This window comes from Citrobacter sp. Cpo090 (assembly GCF_030332665.1).
Classification (GTDB): Bacteria; Pseudomonadota; Gammaproteobacteria; order Enterobacterales; family Enterobacteriaceae; genus Citrobacter; species Citrobacter portucalensis.
On record NZ_JAOWHK010000025.1, the window covers coordinates 1,725,973 to 1,745,645 of the forward strand.

The 19,673-nt window shown below is 53.8% G+C and carries 17 protein-coding genes; 5 read left to right on the forward strand and 12 right to left on the reverse strand.

Features of this window, described 5'->3' with window-relative positions; genetic code table 11:
* Window positions 1–15: 15 nt before the first annotated feature.
* Both OGY83_RS10980 and OGY83_RS10985 read right to left on the reverse strand, forming a co-directional pair.
* Complete coding sequence (locus OGY83_RS10980; RefSeq protein ID WP_191234050.1) at window positions 16–561, reverse strand: antibiotic biosynthesis monooxygenase; 546 nt, start codon at window positions 559–561, stop codon at window positions 16–18.
* A gap of 173 nt (window positions 562–734) precedes the next feature.
* Entirely contained in the window at window positions 735–1,376 is a 642-nt protein-coding gene (locus OGY83_RS10985; RefSeq protein WP_003021513.1) for a hydrolase, read from the reverse strand.
* Window positions 1,377–1,649: 273 nt separating this feature from the next.
* Between OGY83_RS10985 and OGY83_RS10990 the strand changes: the two genes are divergently transcribed.
* A complete protein-coding gene (locus OGY83_RS10990) occupies window positions 1,650–2,552 on the forward strand; it encodes a LysR family transcriptional regulator (RefSeq protein ID WP_286635862.1) in 903 nt (300 codons plus the stop codon).
* Here OGY83_RS10990 and malZ read toward each other — a convergent pair.
* The 5 genes from malZ to phoB all read right to left on the reverse strand — a co-directional run bounded on the left by malZ (window position 2,546) and on the right by phoB (window position 9,717).
* Window positions 2,546–4,363, reverse strand: coding sequence for a maltodextrin glucosidase (gene malZ, locus OGY83_RS10995; protein WP_286635863.1), 1,818 nt, complete (start codon window positions 4,361–4,363; stop codon window positions 2,546–2,548). The genes OGY83_RS10990 and malZ overlap by 7 nt on opposite strands.
* A 138-nt stretch (window positions 4,364–4,501) precedes the next feature.
* Window positions 4,502–5,875: a proline-specific permease ProY gene (gene proY / locus OGY83_RS11000; RefSeq protein ID WP_003021504.1), complete on the reverse strand. Its 1,374-nt coding sequence runs from the start codon at window positions 5,873–5,875 to the stop codon at window positions 4,502–4,504.
* A gap of 81 nt (window positions 5,876–5,956) precedes the next feature.
* Window positions 5,957–7,276 carry a branched-chain amino acid transporter carrier protein BrnQ gene (gene brnQ, locus OGY83_RS11005; RefSeq protein ID WP_003021501.1) on the reverse strand — a complete coding sequence of 440 codons (1,320 nt, stop codon included), beginning with the start codon at window positions 7,274–7,276 and terminating at the stop codon, window positions 5,957–5,959.
* A 405-nt stretch (window positions 7,277–7,681) separates the two neighbouring features.
* Window positions 7,682–8,977: a phosphate regulon sensor histidine kinase PhoR gene (gene phoR / locus OGY83_RS11010; RefSeq protein WP_194211153.1), complete on the reverse strand. Its 1,296-nt coding sequence runs from the start codon at window positions 8,975–8,977 to the stop codon at window positions 7,682–7,684.
* Window positions 8,978–9,027: 50 nt separating this feature from the next.
* Window positions 9,028–9,717, reverse strand: a complete 690-nt coding sequence (phoB, locus tag OGY83_RS11015; protein ID WP_003830970.1) for a phosphate response regulator transcription factor PhoB — start codon at window positions 9,715–9,717, stop codon at window positions 9,028–9,030.
* 190 nt (window positions 9,718–9,907) lie between these two features.
* On the opposite strand from phoB, the gene sbcD reads away from it, so the two are divergent.
* The 3 genes from sbcD to araJ all read left to right on the forward strand — a co-directional run bounded on the left by sbcD (window position 9,908) and on the right by araJ (window position 15,615).
* Window positions 9,908–11,110, forward strand: coding sequence for an exonuclease subunit SbcD (gene sbcD / locus OGY83_RS11020; RefSeq protein WP_286635864.1), 1,203 nt, complete (start codon window positions 9,908–9,910; stop codon window positions 11,108–11,110).
* Window positions 11,107–14,250, forward strand: coding sequence for an exonuclease subunit SbcC (gene sbcC / locus OGY83_RS11025; protein ID WP_286635865.1), 3,144 nt, complete (start codon window positions 11,107–11,109; stop codon window positions 14,248–14,250). Before sbcD ends, sbcC begins: the two co-directional genes overlap by 4 nt.
* A 192-nt stretch (window positions 14,251–14,442) precedes the next feature.
* The gene (gene araJ / locus OGY83_RS11030) at window positions 14,443–15,615 is read left to right on the forward strand and encodes an MFS transporter AraJ (protein WP_079938427.1); all 1,173 of its coding nucleotides are present in this window, start codon (window positions 14,443–14,445) and stop codon (window positions 15,613–15,615) included.
* 27 nt (window positions 15,616–15,642) lie between these two features.
* On the opposite strand, the gene mak is transcribed toward araJ, so the two are convergent.
* Window positions 15,643–16,551, reverse strand: coding sequence for a fructokinase (gene mak, locus OGY83_RS11035; protein WP_191227661.1), 909 nt, complete (start codon window positions 16,549–16,551; stop codon window positions 15,643–15,645).
* A 91-nt stretch (window positions 16,552–16,642) separates the two neighbouring features.
* On the opposite strand from mak, the gene rdgC reads away from it, so the two are divergent.
* A complete protein-coding gene (gene rdgC / locus OGY83_RS11040; RefSeq protein WP_003021479.1) occupies window positions 16,643–17,554 on the forward strand; it encodes a recombination-associated protein RdgC in 912 nt (303 codons plus the stop codon).
* A 49-nt stretch (window positions 17,555–17,603) separates the two neighbouring features.
* On the opposite strand, the gene ppnP is transcribed toward rdgC, so the two are convergent.
* From ppnP to aroL, 4 genes are all read right to left on the reverse strand, one after another.
* Complete coding sequence (gene ppnP, locus OGY83_RS11045) at window positions 17,604–17,888, reverse strand: pyrimidine/purine nucleoside phosphorylase (RefSeq protein ID WP_003021477.1); 285 nt, start codon at window positions 17,886–17,888, stop codon at window positions 17,604–17,606.
* A gap of 71 nt (window positions 17,889–17,959) precedes the next feature.
* Window positions 17,960–18,637: an AroM family protein gene (locus tag OGY83_RS11050; protein WP_191227662.1), complete on the reverse strand. Its 678-nt coding sequence runs from the start codon at window positions 18,635–18,637 to the stop codon at window positions 17,960–17,962.
* A gap of 246 nt (window positions 18,638–18,883) precedes the next feature.
* Entirely contained in the window at window positions 18,884–19,075 is a 192-nt protein-coding gene (gene yaiA, locus OGY83_RS11055) for a protein YaiA (protein ID WP_003021472.1), read from the reverse strand.
* A 26-nt stretch (window positions 19,076–19,101) separates the two neighbouring features.
* Window positions 19,102–19,647, reverse strand: coding sequence for a shikimate kinase AroL (gene aroL, locus OGY83_RS11060; RefSeq protein ID WP_079938401.1), 546 nt, complete (start codon window positions 19,645–19,647; stop codon window positions 19,102–19,104).
* Window positions 19,648–19,673 lie beyond the last annotated feature (26 nt).

Below are 19,673 nucleotides of genomic sequence, written 5' to 3' on the forward strand. Positions count from 1 at the left end.
CTCCTGAGATACCGGTCAGGCTTTTTTCAGCCATCCGGCAAACAGACGGGTTACGATGGGCATCCAGAACCAGACCACCAACGCAACCACACAGGCATCATTGATGAGATGCAGGAGTAACGAGCCCTTCATTGCAGGCAGCACAATGCCGGTCAACCACGGCACCAGATTGGTGCTGGGAAATATAACCAGCAGGGTTATCAAAAACTGTTTCCAGCGTTTGGGCTGGCGTACATGGGGCGCGGGCGGCGTAAACCAGAATGCCGCTTCGGTGCGAATTTCGGTTTTGTCACCTTCCGCCAGCAGTGGAGCAATCTCTTCGACCAACACGCGGCGCGTATCGGACTGGGTCCAGTTATACAGATGCTCAAGCGTGTCGAAGCGGATAATGATGTTCCACAGGTTGTTGCCATCTGCCGGGCGAATCACGTTCGCCCCGAGATGACCGGGGAATTCAGCCGCTACCGGCATGATTTTCCCCAGCCACTGCTCATACCGCTGCGCCTGCTCAGGTAGCAGAGTGTGAGTAATCACCAACGTCACATGTGTGTTCTGCGCCATGAAGGGTTCCTTGTTGACAGGAAACAGGCCGCTTAGGCCAGGAAAGCAATACACAAAATCATTCATGGTGCATCGAGGCGGCAAGGTTGTGGATCCCCGGGAGCTTACATAAGTAAGTGACCGGGGTACGCAAGCGAAGCCAACAAAGATGCAACATGAAGGATGACGTGTATTTAAGCTTTACGTTCCGGCGCGCCATGCACCATGGTATAGGCGTAATCCACACCCATACCGTAAGCGCCGCTGTGCTCGCGGACCAGATCCATGACGGCGTCGTAGGTTTCTTTGCGGGACCAGTCGCGCTGGTACTCGAGAAGAACCTGTTGCCAGGTTACGGGTACGGCACCCGCCTGCACCATACGGTCGATAGAACGCTCATGAGCATCCACGGACGTGCCGCCGGAGGTATCAGTTACCACATAAACTTCATAGCCTGCTTCCAGTGCCATCAGCGCCGGAAAAGTCAGGCATACTTCGGTCCACAGCGCGGAGATAATCAGTTTTTTACGCCCGGTCGCTTCCACCGCTTTCACAAACGCCGCATCTTCCCAGGAGTTCATTGAGGTGCGTTCAATGGGTTTGACATCAGGATGAACCGCTAACAATTCCGGCCAGATATATCCGCTAAAACTTTTGGTTTCTACAGAAGTATAAATCACCGGAACATTGAATATTTTCCCGGCTTTCGCTAATGCTACGGTATTATTTTTTAAAGTCTGGCGATCAATATTCGCCACACCGAATGACATTTGCGGCTGATGATCAATAAAAATAAGCGTAGAGTTTTGAGGGTCAATCAGTTCCCGAATAGACATAGCACACCTTCTTAATCAATAAGTTAAAAGGCAACGGTCTGTATCTGCCGTCAGCAGCAGGATCCTGAATCAGAAAGCTTGTTGAGTATAGCGGGAAATTTCTAACGAGTTATTAAAGAAAACTTACCATCCTGTGAAACTATTAATTTTGTATTGCGATATATCCTAAACAACATCAAAAAAATGCGCATGACTCATCTAATTTATTCACTGGCATTGTTTTTCTTCATTCGGTACAACAGAAGGGTTTAATTTTCAGGATATTTTCTGCTTATGCGCATTAATCTGGATGTTTTGCTTATTCTCGACGCACTCGACAAACAGGGTTCATTTGCCGCGGCAGCCGAGTCGCTGTTTAAAACCCCTGCCGCACTCAGCTATATGATTCAGAAGCTGGAAAGCGATTTGAATATCGAGCTGCTTGACCGTTCCGGGCACCGGGCAAAATTTACCGATACCGGACAGATGATGCTGGAAAAAGGGCGTTTGCTGCTGAATGCGGCAAAAGATCTCGAAAAGCAGGCGGTGCAACTGAGTTCAGGCTGGGAAAAAGAGCTGGCGATTGCGCTGGACGACTCTTTTCCTTTCGCCGCGCTGTTACCCATTATCGATGAATTTCACGCGCTGAATAAGCAAACTCGCCTCAGTTTTACCCACCATACGCTGGCGGGTTCCTGGGAGGAACTGACCCATAACGGAGCAGATATCATCCTGGGAGCGATCAATGAACCGCCAACGTCAGCGGCCTGGTCCTACAAAATGCTCGGCACGTTGGACAATGTATTTGTCGTTGCGCCTGAGCATCCGCTGGCCGCAGCACCAGATGGCCTGACTAACGAGCAGCTGTGCCTGCATCGGGCGATTGTTATCAGCGACAGCGCTCGCTTCTGCCATCCGTTACAAACCAATCTGATGGAGGAACAGGCGCAAATCCGCGTCGATGACTTCCACAGCAAAGTGATGCTACTGCGGGCCGGTATGGGCTGCGGATTTCTCCCCCGCCATATTGCCAGCCCGTGGCTTACCACGGGCGAGCTGGTGGAAAAAACGGTTATCTCATTTCGCCAAAAAGACGTGGCTTATATGGCATGGCGCAATAACCGCGATGGGCTGGCACAGCGCTGGTGGCGGGAAACGCTGCTGGCAAGCTCGGAGATTGCACGCTTGTATCAATGACCTACCCATACCGAGGCAGAAATCGCCGGCAGCGTCAGGATATCGTCGGCAAGCATGCCGTTGCCCTCTTTGTGCTGCCATTGACTGACGCTCAGTAATGGCGAGGCTGGCAGGACCACTTCACAAGCGTGGCCACGGTTAATTGCCACCAGTACGCGCTGGCGGTTTAGCACGCGAACAAACACTACCACGTTATCCTCGGCGTAAATCACCTGGCAACCACCGTGGCGAAGCGCCAGATTCTGGTGGCGTAATTTTGCCAACCGCTGATACAACGCCAGCAGATTAGCGTCCTGCTTTTCAGGTTGCCACGGGAACGGTTTGCGACAAAACGGATCGTTGTTCCCGTCCAGCCCTACTTCGTCGCCGTAGTAAATACAGGGCACGCCAGGCCAGGTGAACAGCCACACCACCGCTAGCGGTAACCGTGCGACGTCTTTACCGAGCAGAGATTTAAAGCGGGCAGTATCGTGGCTGTCGAGCTGATTAAACATCCGCAGCTGTTGCTGATGAGACAAACCCGCGCGGTAGTTATCCATCCACGCCATACAGGTCTGGGCATCAATGGATTGCGGATCGTATGAAATATCGGTATTGGCAAGGAATCCCCAGAGGGGGAAAGTAAAGCCGCGATAATTCATGGCGGCATCTTCTGCATCGGCCTGCAACCACTGGCGCGCATCGCCAAAATGCTCGCCCACCACATACGCCTCTGACTGCGTTTCTTTTGCCGCCTGCGTAATTCCGGCCACATGCTGTAGGTTGTTACGTGCGCCTCCGGCCTCTCCCAGCATGTGCACTACATCAAGACGCCAGCCGTCCATACTCCACGGCGCTTTCAGCCAGTGGCGGACGATACTGTCTTCACCACGATAAATTTCATTCACCAGACTTTCCGAGGAAAAGTCCAGCTTAGGTAAGCTGGAATACCCCAGCCAGTCGAGCGCAACGCCATCAGCTGAGAAATGATACCAGTCGCGCCAGGGGGATTCTGGGTTATGGCACGCCCCGTCCGTCCCCCGATTATGTCGGTCAAACCAGGCGTGCGAATCGCCGCTATGGTTAAAGACGCCGTCCAGAATCAGACGCATACCCTGCTGTTGGGTGTTGTGCCGCAGGCGCAGCAGCGCCCTGTCGCCACCAAATTGCGGATCAACATGACGGTAATCTTCGGTATCGTATTTATGCACGCTCGGGGCGGTAAATACAGGATTCAGGTACAGCGCCGTGACCCCTAACGTTTTCAGGTACGGTAGCTTTTCGCTGATGCCGTCCAAATCGCCACCATAAAACGTGGAGCCACCGGCCTGGGCCGTAAGCGGTTCGTCCCATTCACGCCGTAAGATGTCGTGTCCGGCCGCGTGGTGGTAATAGACGTTATCCTGGCCCGCTTCACGTGACTGGCTACGGGCAAAACGGTCCGGGAAAATTTGGTAAAAAACCTGCTCAGCGACCCACTGCGGACCGTTATCCGGCACATCAACCGCAAACTGCTCCAGACGCGCAGGCGGAAAACGGCTGAATCCCTGCGGGGTGAACCACAGCTGACGATCGAGCCAAAGTAATTTAAAGCTATAGCGTCGACGAGGCTGCCCGCTGGAGAGATCGATCGCCGCTCGCCACGCGGTCACACCCGGCTGCGGCTGGCTGCGCTGCTTATGCATAGCCAGCGAAATCTCTTCGTTATCGTTTTCTGCGCGTAGCGTCACCCGCTGGGGTGGATTTTCCCCCGCCAGCCATAATGTAATCGTCAGTTGTTCTTTGTTTTGCTTAACAAATGGGGCAACCGGAAGGTGCCAGGCGTTCAACATCACGTATCCCCTTTGATGATAATGACGTCACCTTGCCATAGCGAAGTACAGGATCACTCATCATCTTAACGTTTATTGGGGTAGGAGTTCGGGGGAGGAGAAAATTACCGGGTAACATCAGGCTACCCGGCAAAAATATTACTGTGCTTCAGCCAGTTGGCGCTCGCGACGGCGCTTGAATCCCCAGCCGACCAGCAGCAGGACAATCCACGCAAAGCCGACGTACAGCGAAATGCGGGTGTCCGGATGATAGCCGATGAGCGCGATGATAAAGACCAGGAAAATCAGGCCAACAACGGTCGTCGTTACCCCACCCGGCACTTTAAATTTCAGCGCTTTGACCTCTTCTGGCGGCAGACGACGACGGAAAGCAATCTGCGACAGCAGGATCATAATCCACACCCATACCGTGGCGAAGGTCGCCAAAGAGGCGATCACCAGGAAGACGTTTTCCGGCATGATGTAGTTAAGATACACCGCAAACAGCAGCGCGATGGTCATCACCATCACCGTAACCCACGGCACGCCACGACGCGACGTCTTGGCGAACATTTTCGGGGCACTGCCCTGCTCCGCCATGCCGTGCAGCATACGCCCCACACCGAAGACGTCAGAGTTAATAGCCGACAGCGACGCAGTCAGAACCACAAAGTTGAGGATCCCGGCAGCAAAGGTAATGCCCATATGCTGGAACGTCATCACGAACGGGCTACCGTCGGTACCCACCTGGTTCCACGGGTAGATAGACATAATGACGAACAGGGTCCCCACATAAAACACCAGGATACGCATTGGTACGGAATTGATGGCACGCGGAATAGATTTTTCCGGGTCTTTGGCTTCGCCTGCGGTAATCCCGATAATCTCAATCCCGCCATAGGCAAACATCACCATTTGCAGCGACATCACCATGCCGAGCCAGCCGTTGCTGAAGAAGCCACCGTTGCTCCATAAGTTATGGATACCGGTCGGTTGCCCGCCGTTGCCAATCCCCCAAATGATGATACCGAAACCAGCGACAATCATGATGATAATGGTGGCGACTTTGAAGAACGAGAACCAGAACTCCAGCTCACCAAACACCTTCACGCTCATCAGGTTAATGGCGCAGATAATCAGCACCACGCTGAGTACCCAAATCCAGTGCGGTACCGCCGGGAACCAGACGCCCATGTATATGCCGAAGGCAGTCACGTCGGCAATGGCGACAATCAGGATTTCAAAACAGTAGGTCCAGCCGGTAATGTAGCCTGCCAGCGGTCCGAGGTTTTCCTGCGCATAGCGCGAGAAGGAGCTGGCTGCCGGGTTATGAACAGACATTTCGCCCAGCGCACGCATAATAATGTACGCCGCTACACCGCCGATAATATAGGCCAGCAACACGCTTGGGCCCGCCATTTTGATGGCGTCGGCCGAGCCGTAAAACAGCCCGGTACCAATTGCTGAACCTAATGCCATAAAGCGGATGTGCCGGGTGCTCAGCCCACGCTTTAGCTTGTTATTACTTTCCATCGATTCCTAACCTGTTAACACAATAAAAAAACCACGGGGCCATGTTAATAGCCCCGTGGTTAAAACTTATTGTCAGTGATATTAGTGTGCGCTGGAGGTCACTTGTCGACCCGCGGCGCGATCCCAGATAACTGCCAGGACCACCATCACGACTGTTGGCATCAACCACGCCAGCCCTTGCTCCGCCAGCGGTAAACGCTGGGTCCAGGCCGGTAACACGTCGCCAATTGCAGAAGCTTTAATGCCATCAAGGATACCAAAAATCAGGCTGATAAACATCGCAGGTGCAATGACGCGGGAAGAATTATGCCACCATGAGCGGGTAAAGCTTAATACAACCAGTGCGATACATGGCGGATAGATAGCCGTCAGTACCGGAATAGAGATCTGAATCAGATGGCTCAGACCCAGGTTAGAAACCACCATCGAGAAACCGCCGAGGATAAATACCAGCGTACGATAAGACAGTGGAACGTACTGGGCAAAGAACTCTGCGCACGCACAGGTCAGGCCAACCGCGGTGACCAGACAAGCGATGAAAATCAGCGCCGCCAGCAGGAAGCTTCCTGCACCGCCAAAGGTGTGCTGAACATACGCATGCAGAATTGCCGCGCCGTTAGCAGACTGATCGACCAGAATCGCGCTATCTGAACCCAGACGGAACAGCGCGAGATACAGCAGCGTTAAGCCCACACCCGCCATTAAACCCGCCCAAACGGTGTAACGGGTCAGCAGACGCGCTTCAGTAACACCACGCGAGCGAGCGGCGTTAACGATAACAATACCAAACACCATCGCGCCCAGCGTATCCATGGTCAGATACCCGTTCACGAAGCCATTAGAAAACGCCGCAGTTTGATAGGCTTCCATCGCATTACTGATCGGGCCTGCTGGCCAGACGATTGCAGCGACAGACAGGACCACCAGCGCCAGGATTTTCAGCGGTGCCAGGAAATTACCCACCGTATCCAACAGTTTGCCCGGATACAGCGAAACCAGAATGACAATCGCGAAATAGATAACGCTATAGATAAACAGCGGCAGCGCAGAATCACCGGTCAGCGGTGCAATCCCGACTTCGAAAGAGACCGTAGCGGTACGCGGAGTAGCAAATAACGGCCCAACGGCCAGATAACAAACGGTCGCCAGCAGCAGACCAGCAACTTTACCGATAGGTGTGCTCAGTCGGTCCACACCACCACCGACTTTCGCCAGCGCGACAACGGTAAGTACCGGCAGGCCAACGGCGGTAATCAAAAAGCCAAAAGCCGCAGTCCAGACGTGTTCACCTGCCTGCAAACCAACCATGGGGGGGAAGATGATGTTACCTGCACCAACGAACAGTGCAAATGTCATAAATCCCAAAGCGATAATATCGCGCGATTTTAACTGATGGGTCATAAAGTCTTACTGCCTGTGGATGTGGTGTTGAAAATAGTAAATTTTTGCCTTTCCCTGGGGGACAATACAGCGGCATTTTTGCTCAATTTCAGCGGGAAATACTCCCGACCTGACGCGGCGAAGAATAGTTTTTCGATTTACCGCGTAAATGCAGTCGGTATGACAGCACCTGGAGCGCAATTTAAACGCTTATAACGTTTTAAAGCAAGGTGGGATCCAAAAACCAGAACAATATAGCGATATGAAAAATAGGGTTAGCACAAAACACCATTTCATGGAAAAAGGTATGGGTAATAGTTCGAACAAAAAACAATCAAACGTCGTAAAATTCAGGAGGCATATATTGACCACATAAAAAAAACCAGCTTGCGCTGGCTTTTGGAAAGATTATCTTACGAATACGTCTTAGCCGTTACTTTTGGCAATGAAACGTTCCGGGATCATGAAACTAAATCGCGTCCCTTTGCCTGGTTCGCTTTCGATATTCAAACGGCTGTCGTGATGATGCAGCGCATGTTTCACGATGGCAAGGCCCAGCCCGCTACCGCCCGTTTGCCGCGATCGCGCCTTATCCACACGATAAAAACGTTCGGTCAAACGTGGAATATGCTCGGGGGCAATGCCCGGACCGTTGTCTTCCACGCAAAACTCCGCCCCCGACGCCACATGCTGCCAGCGTACGGTAATGTGCGTTCCCGCTGGTGTGTGGTTCACCGCGTTGTACACGAGATTCGAGATAGCGCTACGCAACTGCTCCTCGTTGCCTCGCACGTTCAGGCTGTTATCGACATCAAAGGTAAACGTATGCTTATGCTGGCTCAGGGTTTGCGCTTCGTGCTCGATCACGCGCAGCATCATGGGCACATCGACTTTCTCATTCAGTTGCAACGTCGGCGCAGCTTCAATTTTTGACAGCGTCAGCAGCTGTTTCACCAGGCCTTCCATACGGTACGTTTGTTCGCGCATGGTATGCAGCGCTTTTTCGCGCGTTGACCCTTCCAGCGGATGCTCCTGCATCATTTCCAGGTAACCTTGCAGCACCGTCAGCGGTGTGCGCAGCTCATGGCTGGCGTTGGCGAAAAAGTTACGCCGTGAACCTTCCAGTTGGTGCATCTGGGTAACGTCGCGCGCCACCATCAGCAATTGCTTATCGGTATAGGGCATCACGCGAATTTCCAAATGCCGTCCGGTATTAAGCACCAGATTGATTGGCCGGCTAAAATCGCGCGTTTTCAGATATTGTGTGAATTCCGGATAACGCAGCAGGTTAAGAATATTTTGCCCGCTATCGTCCGGCCAGCGCAGTCCCAGAACCTGCTGAGCCAGTCCGTTACACCAGAAGATACCGCCTTCTTCGGTGGTCAGCACCACCGCATCGGGCAGCGATTCCGCCCCGCTGCGAAAACGCTTAATCAAATTACCCAGTTCACGACGGCGTTTTTTGTTGCGGAGCTGCATTTGGTGCAGCCCGTATAACAACGGCTCCCAACTGCCTCGCCCCGGCGGCGGCGTCATACTTCTGTCGACCCATAACCACCAGGACAAACGTAATAAATTCCAGAAATGCCAGACAAGCAGGCCCGTTACCGACGCCAGTAAAAACCAGGGCAGGTAACCAAAAAAAGCGCTAAGGATAAATGCCGGTATGCAGCACAGGATCAGCTCCAGTACCAACCTTTTCCATGACAATCGTTCTAGCAAACGTCTTACTCCATAAACGGCCTAATCCATCAGGCCCTGATTCTTGTCAGTCAGAAGCGGGTCGAAAAACGATATCCCGTCCCGCGAACTGTCTGCACCATTCGATCGTGTCCGCTGTGCTCCAGCGCTTTACGTAAGCGGCGGATATGCACATCCACTGTCCGGTCTTCCACGTAGACATTGGTTCCCCAGACATGATTGAGGAGTTGTTCACGGCTGTAGACGCGCTCGGGGTGAGTCATAAAGAAGTGCAACAGTTTGAATTCGGTCGGCCCCATATCCAGCGGTTCTTCGCCGGTCATCACGCGATGCGAAGTGGGATCAAGACTCAGCCCCTGCATCTCAATAACCTCTTCCACCGCCATGGGGGAAATACGACGCAGCACAGCTTTAATACGCGCCACCAGCTCCTTGGGAGAAAACGGCTTGGTAATATAATCATCCGCACCGGTTTCCAGACCCCGGACGCGATCTTCCTCTTCTCCCCTCGCCGTCAGCATCATCACGGGGATGTCCCGGGTCATGGCTTCGCGCTTGAGATGCTTAATAAACTGCAGACCCGAGCCGCCGGGAAGCATCCAGTCAAGCAGGACGAGATCCGGCCAGGGTTCATTGAGTTGGTTCACAGCACTGTCATAGTCTTCGGCTTCTACGGGTTGAAAACCGTTTTGCTCGAGCACGAAGCAGACCATTTCACGAATTGGAGCTTCATCTTCTACGACCAGAATACGTCTCGCCATGATTTGCCCTGTTAATAATTAAATCGTTTGCCATCAATACGGTGCCATTATGCGTCAGTTTTATGACAGATTTATGAAAAGATAGCCCAGGTTTAACGCAGCCCGACGAATTATGACAGCCCGGAGACAAGATATTACCGTCCTTGAAAGGTTATAATCCCCGCCATTGTTTTATCGTCATGGAACTCTTATGCGCATCCTTCACACGTCTGACTGGCATCTGGGCCAAAATTTCTACAGCAAGAGCCGCGCCGCTGAACATCAGGCCTTTCTCGACTGGCTGCTGGAGACGGCACAATCCCAGCAGGTGGATGCCATTATTGTGGCAGGTGATATTTTTGATACCGGCTCTCCGCCAAGCTACGCCCGTGAGCTGTATAACCGTTTTGTCGTTAATTTACAGCAAACCGGCTGTCATCTGGTGGTGCTGGCAGGCAACCACGACTCCGTCGCCACGCTCAATGAATCCCGCGATATTCTGGCGTTTCTCAACACCACGGTCGTTGCCAGCGCCGGCCATGCGCCGCAGGTACTGCCGCAACGTGATGGCACGCCGGGGGCGATCCTGTGCCCGGTTCCTTTCTTACGTCCGCGTGACATCATTACCAGCCAGGCCGGGCTGACCGGACAAGAAAAACAGCAGCATCTGCTGGGCGCCATCACCGACTATTACCAGCAGCAGTATCAGGACGCCTGCACGCTGCGTGGCGATCGGAACCTGCCCATCATTGCGACCGGGCATTTGACCACCGTCGGCGCCAGTAAAAGTGACGCCGTACGTGACATTTATATCGGTACGCTGGACGCCTTTCCGGCGCAAAATTTCCCACCAGCGGATTACATCGCGCTGGGGCATATTCACCGGGCGCAGATTATCGGCGGCACGGAACATATTCGCTACTGCGGTTCGCCGATCGCACTCAGTTTTGACGAATGCGGCAAAAGCAAATGTGTACATCTGGTGAGCTTTGAAGCGGGGAAACTCAGCGCCGTTGAAAACCTCACCGTACCGGTCACCCAGCCGCTTGCAGTACTGAAAGGCGATTTAGCCGCCATTACCGCCCAGCTTGAGCAGTGGCGCGACGTACAGCAAGAGCCGCCGGTATGGCTGGATATTGAAATCACCACCGACGACTATCTGCATGACATGCAACGTAAGATTCAGGCCTTAACCGAAGATTTACCGGTAGAGGTGTTACTGGTGCGCCGCAGTCGGGAACAGCGCGAACGAATTATGGCCAATGAACGACGCGAAACGTTAAGCGAGCTGAGCGTAACAGAGGTTTTTGACCGCCGCCTGGCGCTGGAAGAGCTCGAGGAGCCTCAGCGCGACCGGCTGAATCAGCTGTTTAGCGCAACCTTACACACGCTTGCCGGGGAGAGTGAAGCATGAAAATTCTCAGCCTGCGTCTGAAGAACCTCAACTCCCTGAAGGGAGAATGGAAAGTCGATTTTACCGCAGAACCTTTTGCCAGCAATGGACTGTTCGCCATCACCGGGCCAACGGGGGCGGGGAAAACCACCCTGCTGGACGCGATTTGCCTTGCGCTGTACCACGAAACGCCGCGCCTGAATACCGTGTCACAGTCGCAAAACGACCTGATGACCCGTGACACCGCAGAGTGTCTGGCCGAGGTCGAGTTTGAGGTACGGGGCGAAGCCTACCGCGCATTCTGGAGCCAGAACCGGGCACGCAACCAGCCTGAGGGCAATCTGCAGGTCCCACGCGTAGAGCTGGCCCGCTGCGCCGACGGTAAAATCCTCGCTGATAAAGTCAAAGACAAGCTGGAGATGACCGCCGAGCTTACCGGGCTGGATTACGGACGTTTTACCCGTTCAATGCTGCTGTCTCAGGGGCAGTTTGCCGCCTTTCTTAATGCCAAACCGAAAGAGCGCGCCGAGCTGCTGGAAGAGTTAACCGGTACTGAGATCTACGGCCAAATCTCCGCTATGGTGTTTGAAAAGCACAAATCAGCGCGTACAGAGCTGGAAAAATTGCAGGCCCAGGCCAGCGGCGTGGCGCTGTTAGCACCAGAGCAGGTGCAATCCCTGACAGAAAGTTTGCAGGTACTTACTGACGAAGAAAAACAATACCTTACCAGCCAACAAACCCAGCAGCAGCACCTCAACTGGCTTATTCGGCAAAATGAGCTTCAGACGGACATTAACCGCCACCAGCAGGCATTACAGGCAGCACTTCAGGCGCAAGAGGACGCGCAGCCACAGCTGGCAGCGCTGAGCCTGGCGCAACCGGCCAGAGCGTTACGCCCGCACTGGGAGCGAATCCAGGAACAAACGGCTACTATCGAGCGTACGCGCCAGAAGATTCAGGAAGTGAATGCTCGCTTACAAAGCAGCTTAGCGCTGCGCGGACGTATTCGTCAGCAGGCGCAAATGCAGTCAACCTCGATGCTCGCCGAACAACAGACGTTAACCGACTGGCTGAACGAACATGACCGCTTCCGCTTATGGAGTAGCGAACTAGCGGGATGGAAAGCGCTGCTGGCGCAACAGTCCGACGCCAGCGCCCAGCTACGCCAGTGGCAGCAGCTGCGGGAGAACGACACACGTAAGCTCGATGCACTGGCGCTTCCTGCGCTGACCCTTTCGCCACAGGAAGTGACAGAAGCGCTGGCGCAACATGTGCAGCTTCGTCCGCTACGCCAGCGCCTCAGTAATCTGCACGGACAAATCGCCCCGAAGCAAAAGCAGCTGGCACAGTTACACGCCACGCTTGTACAGCGTCAGCAAGAGTTGACCCAGCGCAACGCGGTACTTGCCGAGAAACGCCAGCGCTATAAAGATAAAAACCAGCAGCTTGCCGATGTAAGAGTCATTTGCGAGCAGGAAGCCCGCATCAAAGATCTGGAAAGCCAGCGGACATTGCTGGAATCCGGCAAACCTTGTCCGCTTTGTGGCTCTACCACACATCCGGCTATTGAGCGTTACCAGACGCTCGAGTTGAGCGTGAATCAGACGCGGCGTGAAGCACTGGAAAAAGAGGTCAAAACACTGGCCGATGAGGGTTCAACGTTACGTGGCCAGCTTGAAGCCATAACCCAGCAACTTCAGCGCGATGAACGCGAAGTACAGACGCTTTCTCAGGAGGAGCAAGCACTTACTCAAGAGTGGCAAACCGTCACCACCAGCCTCAACGTCCCCCTGCAACCGCAGGATGACATCGCCCCGTGGCTGGCCGCTCAGGAAGAGCACGAACAACAGCTTCACCAGTTGAGCCTGCGTCATACCCTGCAGGCGCAAATCGCAGCCCATACCGAGCAGATTACTCAACTCCAGCAGCATATTGACCAGCGCCAGGCGACGCTAACCGCCGAGCTGGCCCGCCATGGTCTGGCCCTTCCGCCCGAGGATGAAGTCACCTCATGGCTAAGCGAACGGGCGAACGAAGCGCAAATGTGGCAACAGCGCCAGAATGAACTGGCCGAGTTACAGGTCCGGATTGCCCAGCTTGCGCCGCTACTGGAAACGCTGCCAGAAACTGAGGCGCATTCTGAGAACATTCAGGATTTGTCGCTGGAAAACTGGCGGCAGGTGCACGACGATTGCCTCTCCTTACAGGGACAGTGGCAAACCTTGCAGCAGCAGGAGGCGCAGGACGCTCAGCGCGCCGCAGAAATTCAGGCGCAGTTTGATGCCGCGTTGCAGGCCAGCATTTTTGATAATCGTGATGCATTTATTGCCGCCCTGCTGGATGAAGAGACATTTAACCGCCTTGAGCAGTTGAAACAATCGCTGGAAAACCAGCAACAACAGGCACAAACGCTGCTTAATCAGGCTCAGCAGGCGCTGGCGACTCATCAACAACAGCAACTAACCGGAGTGGATCTCACGCTCACGGCACAACATCTTCGCGACACGCTGGCGCAGCTCACCCAGCAGCTACGCGATAACACGACTCGTCAGGGCGAAATTCGCCAGCAGCTTAAGCAAGATGCTGAAAACCGCCAGCAGCAGCAGGCGCTGATGCAGGAGATTGAAAAAGTCGCGCAGCAGGTTGAAGACTGGGGGTATTTAAATACGCTGATCGGCTCGAAAGAGGGAGATAAGTTCCGCAAATTTGCCCAGGGGCTGACGCTGGATAACCTGGTCTGGCTTGCCAACAACCAGTTGACTCGTCTGCATGGTCGCTATTTGTTGCAGCGCAAGGCCAGCGAAGCGCTGGAGCTGGAAGTGGTTGATACCTGGCAGGCCGATGCCGTACGTGACACACGTACGCTTTCCGGCGGCGAGAGCTTCCTGGTGAGTCTGGCGCTGGCGCTGGCGTTATCCGATCTGGTCAGCCACAAAACACGAATTGACTCCCTGTTCCTCGACGAAGGCTTCGGCACGCTGGACAGCGAAACGCTGGATACCGCTCTGGACGCGCTGGATGCGCTCAACGCTACCGGAAAAACCATTGGCGTGATCAGCCACGTCGAAGCAATGAAAGAACGCATTCCGGTGCAGATCAAAGTGAAAAAAATCAACGGTCTGGGCTACAGCAAACTCGACAAAATGTTTGCAGTGGAGTAATCGGCCAGCGGATGTGGTGTCACAAGCCGGATAAGCGCCATCGCTATCCGTCACGGTATGTAGCACAATAATGCATACTCAGGGACGGATATGAAATGGCATTCCACTTCGCTTATCCGCAAGCTATCGCTATTGGCGGCGAACGTTCGCCGCTATGACGCACATCCTGCGTCTTTCTTGTTGGCAGGTGGTATGAAAAAAGTCATTTTCTCTTTAGCGCTGGGAACATTTGGGCTGGGCATGGCCGAGTTTGGCATTATGGGCGTTCTCACCGAGCTGGCGCGGGACGTGGGAATTTCTATTCCTGCCGCTGGCCATATGATTTCGTTTTACGCTTTTGGCGTGGTGCTGGGCGCCCCCATTATTGCGCTCTTTTCCAGCCGCTTTTCACTCAAGCATATTCTGCTGTTTCTGGTCACACTGTGCGTGATTGGCAACGCCATCTTCACCCTCTCCTCCTCCTATTTTATGCTGGCGGTAGGCAGGCTGGTTTCCGGTTTCCCACACGGCGCATTTTTTGGCGTTGGCGCAATTATCCTGTCGAAGCTCGCCCGTCCGGGAAAAGTCACTGCCGCCGTCGCGGGTATGATTTCGGGGATGACCGTTGCTAATCTGGTTGGCATTCCTTTCGGCACCTGGCTGAGCCAGGAATTTAGCTGGCGCTACACGTTTCTGCTGATTGCCGTCTTTAATATCGCCGTAATGGTCTCGGTCGCTTTTTGGATACCCAACATCAGCGATGAGGCAAAAGGGAAACTGCGCGAACAATTTCACTTTTTGAAAAGCCCCGCCCCATGGCTCATCTTTTCCGCCACCATGTTCGGTAACGCCGGGGTTTTCGCCTGGTTCAGCTACGTCAAACCGTACATGATGTATATCTCCGGCTTCTCCGAAGCGCTGATGACCTTCATCATGATGCTGGTAGGATTAGGAATGGTGTTGGGAAATCTGCTGAGCGGTCGGCTGTCTGGTCGCTATACGCCGCTGCGCATTGCGGTGATAACCGACTTCGTGATTGTGCTGGCTCTGCTGTTGCTCTTTGCCTTTGGCGGGATCAAAGCCGCGTCTCTGACCTTCGCCTTTATTTGCTGCGCGGGCCTGTTTGCCCTGTCGGCACCGCTGCAAATTTTGCTGCTGCAAAATGCTAAAGGAGGGGAGCTGCTGGGTGCGGCTGGCGGGCAAATTGCCTTTAATCTCGGTAGCGCGATTGGCGCTTACTGCGGTGGCATGATGCTGACGCTGGGCTTTGCCTACAATTACGTGACGCTACCGGCGGCACTGCTGTCGTTTTCTGCGATGTCGTCACTGTTGCTGTACGGTCGCCTGAAGCGTGCTGCACCCCAGATGACACACGCTGCCGGATAGCATCTGCGCTACCCGGCTACGCGAACATTACTCCTGCGGCCACAGCCAGGCCGCGCCACGTACGCCGCTGGAGTCACCGTGTAGCGCTCTGCGTAAAGGCGTTTCGCATTCGCCGCCAAAGACAAACTGTTTAATCAACGTCGGAACGTTTTGATACAGTCGGTCGACATTGCTCATTCCACCGCCCAGCACAATGACGTCCGGATCGAGAATATTCACCACATGTGCCAGTGATTTCGCCAGACGACGCTCATAGCGGCTCAACGCCTGCTCCGCAAGAGCATCCTGCGCATTAACAAGGCTGATAATTTCACTGCCTTTGAGCTGCTTACCGCTCAGACGCTGATAGTCGGTGGCAAAGCCGGTCCCGGAAATGAAAGTTTCAATGCAGCCTTGTTTGCCACAATAACAGGGGACTTCCTGTCGAAAACGCAGCTCATCTTCGTCCATCCATGGCAGCGGATTATGCCCCCACTCGCCCGCGGTACCGTTACCGCCCGTGTGCGCCCGACCATTCAGTGCCACGCCTGCGCCACATCCGGTGCCGATAATCACCGCAAACACGGTTTGCGCCCCCGCCGCCGCACCATCCACTGCTTCGGAAACCGCCAGACAGTTGGCATCATTTGCCAACCGCACTTCACGATTCAGACGCGAACTCAGGTCTTTGTCAAAAGGTTGCCCGTTAAGCCAGGTCGAGTTGGCATTCTTCACCACCCCAGTGTAGGGCGAGATTGAACCTGGAATGCCCATTCCTACGGTTCCCGTCTGCCCGGTGGCGTTTTCCGCCATCTCCACCAGCGTGGCGATGGTTTCTATCGTTTGCCGATAATCATCACGCGGCGTGGGCAGGCGGTGGCGAAAAAGCTGTTCGCCCGCATCGCCAAGCGCAATAACTTCCGTTTTCGTACCGCCTAAATCGATACCTATACGCACTGTTTGCTCCTCTTCCCGATTAACAATGCAAGCATAGCGACAATTCGCTATCATGCCCGCTGGATTTAACGACAAGGCCGTGGAAATTATCATGCTGTGGTTCAAAAATTTAATGGTTTACCGTCTTAGCCGCGATGTTTCTTTGCGTGCCGAAGAGATGGAAAAACAGCTGGCATCAATGACGTTCACCCCTTGCGGTAGCCAGGATATGGCAAAAATGGGCTGGGTTCCGCCGATGGGATCGCACAGCGATGCATTAACGCATACCGCCAATGGCCAAATTATTATCTGCGCCCGCAAAGAAGAAAAAATTCTGCCGTCGCCGGTTATCAAACAGGCGCTGGAAGCCAAAATATTCAAACTGGAAGCTGAGCAAGGTCGCAAACTTAAGAAGACCGAAAAAGACTCGCTGAAAGATGAAGTTCTGCACTCATTGCTGCCGCGCGCCTTTAGCCGCTTCAGCCAGACAATGATGTGGATCGACACCGTCAACGATCTGATCATGGTTGACTGCGCGAGCGCGAAGAAAGCCGAAGATACGCTGGCGCTGCTGCGTAAGAGTCTCGGTTCGCTGCCGGTCGTTCCGCTGACGATGGAAAACCCTATTGAGCTGACGCTGACCGAATGGGTTCGCTCCGGCACAACGGCACAAGGATTCCAGTTGCTGGATGAAGCTGAACTGAAAGCGATCCTTGAAGACGGCGGTGTGATCCGCGCGAAAAAACAGGATCTGGTCTGCGACGAAATCGCCGTGCATATCGAAGCAGGCAAACTGGTCACCAAGCTGGCCCTCGACTGGCAGCAGCGCATTCAGTTTGTTATGTGTGACGACGGCTCTATTAAGCGCCTGAAGTTCAGCGACGAGCTGCGCGATCAGAACGAAGATATCGACCGCGAAGATTATGCTCAGCGTTTTGATGCCGATTTCATCCTGATGACGGGTGAACTGGCGGCGCTGATTAAAAGTCTGGTGGAAGGATTAGGCGGCGAAGCGCAACGTTAGCCGTGTTTAGCGAATGGCGGCTCAATGTCGCCATTCGTCATTTTTACGCTTACAGATAGCGGCAAAGATAGGATGTTGGCTCTGCCACCTGCAGATGAAACTCGCTGTTGCCCGGTACGTTAAACACGTCTCCTGCGGCATACACTTTCCACTCGGTTTCCCCCGGCAGCAGCACGTTCAGTGCGCCACTAACCACCGTCATCTCTTCAGGCGCCGCAGTACCAAAGGTATATTCACCTTCAGCCATCACGCCTACACTGGCGCGGCCAGTACTGCTGCTGGTAAAACCGATCGATTTTACTTTGCCGGAAAAGTATTCATTACTTTGAAGCATACAACTGGCCCTATCTCGTGATTAAGTTAGGAACCAATATAGGGGGCTGATGTTCCACCTGTCACGCAAAATTACGCCAGCAATTCCGAAGCCAGTCGGGCAATCAACACATTGGACAGTAGAACCGGGACATCCAGCGACTTTTGCAGTAAATCACGATGACGTTGATGAAAACCCAGGCAGTCCAGCATGAGAACATCAGCGCCTTGCTCAAGGAGATACTTCCCGGCATCAATCAGCTGTTGTTCAGAACCTTCTACTGGGTTCGCTACGGCGTACACTGGCGGAGTTTGTAACACCTGCCATTTTTGTGCCTGAGCGTTGAGCAATTCAGCGACGGGCACAATGACCCCAACCTGATGCCCTTCGACAATCGAAGCCACTAACGGGGGGATAATGCGTATGGGTTCCAACAAGATGCTATTGCGGGCGGTCAGACGGGTGATTGAAGCGGTACTCATCAGCAGGATCACATCAAATCCCTGATTATCAAGAACCTCCACGATGCTTTGCAGCGAGCGTTCCACTTTCTGGCGTGAGACATGAGCTAGTTGATGGTCGCTAAGCAGCGTTAATAACAGCTCATCACCGGGTGAAGCCCCGTACTCGGCCATCACATCTTCTCGCTGCATCTGCCCCAGCAGACTGTGGTGAGTAATGTGCTGTTCATCAATATATTCCGTCAGGAGCGGTAACATCTCACACATCGGCACAACGCCGATCGTGAGGATAGCCAACGACGTACTCATTTGTTGCTCCACCGTCTTCTTACTTTGCTGTGAAATCCCGGATAAGTGCCGGGCGCTGACCTGTGCTACAAATGCTCAAAAGCGTAGCAGTAGATCGGCGGTGTATTGTGTAAAGATTCCAGATCATTCCAGTACTGGATTGTTATTGTTTAATTTTCAATTTTTACTGTATACGGCGAAATTTAAAAAAATGTGATGCACGCCCGGACTGGCACTTTTAAGACTCGTGCCCGGGCGGTCTTCATATCAGGTTTTATCGGGGTCTTCGTAGCGTTTTTTCGCATCCATCGCTTCCTGAGCCGAAGGATGCTCACTGATCAACGAATTCGGTTTAGGGTGATCGGCACGAAGTTGATACCAGGTTACCGTCTGGCCTGGCGTCCCTTTTTCAACCGTAACAATGGTCGCTTGACGTGGGTAAGGTGGTTGTGTCGGCATAGTTCTTCCTTTTCACTGGATGAACATTAAGTATAGACACCACCCTGCAACCGTGGCGCTGCCTGCGCCAGTATCCCAAGAATGTCTTCCACCACCTGCGCAGGCGGATTGGTGGCATCAACGATATAGTGCGCGGATTCACGATACAGAACATCGCGCTGGGCGAGCACTTCCTGCACCTCTTCAGTCAACGGCTTACCGGTTAATGTTGGGCGCAACCCCTCTTCAGGCGTGGCCTCCAGACGATCAACCAGTACCGATACCGGTGCGCTTAAATAGATAACCACGCCGTGGCTACGCATGTAGTGGCGATTGAATTCAGTAAGAATGATACCGCCGCCGGTCGCAACAACCGTTGCTGGTGCTGTGACAGCCTGCAGAGCGGTCGTTTCCTGGGCACGAAACCCTTCCCATCCTTCTCTTTCGACGATTTCCGCCACGGTCATTTGCACGTGCGATTGCAACCAGCGATCGGTATCAACGAACTGGAAATCAATAGCCTTTGCCAGCGCCATACCGGTTGTCGTCTTACCACACCCCCGGGGGCCAACAAGAAAAAGAGGTTGCGTCATCACAGAATTTCCCCAGAGAGCCGCCA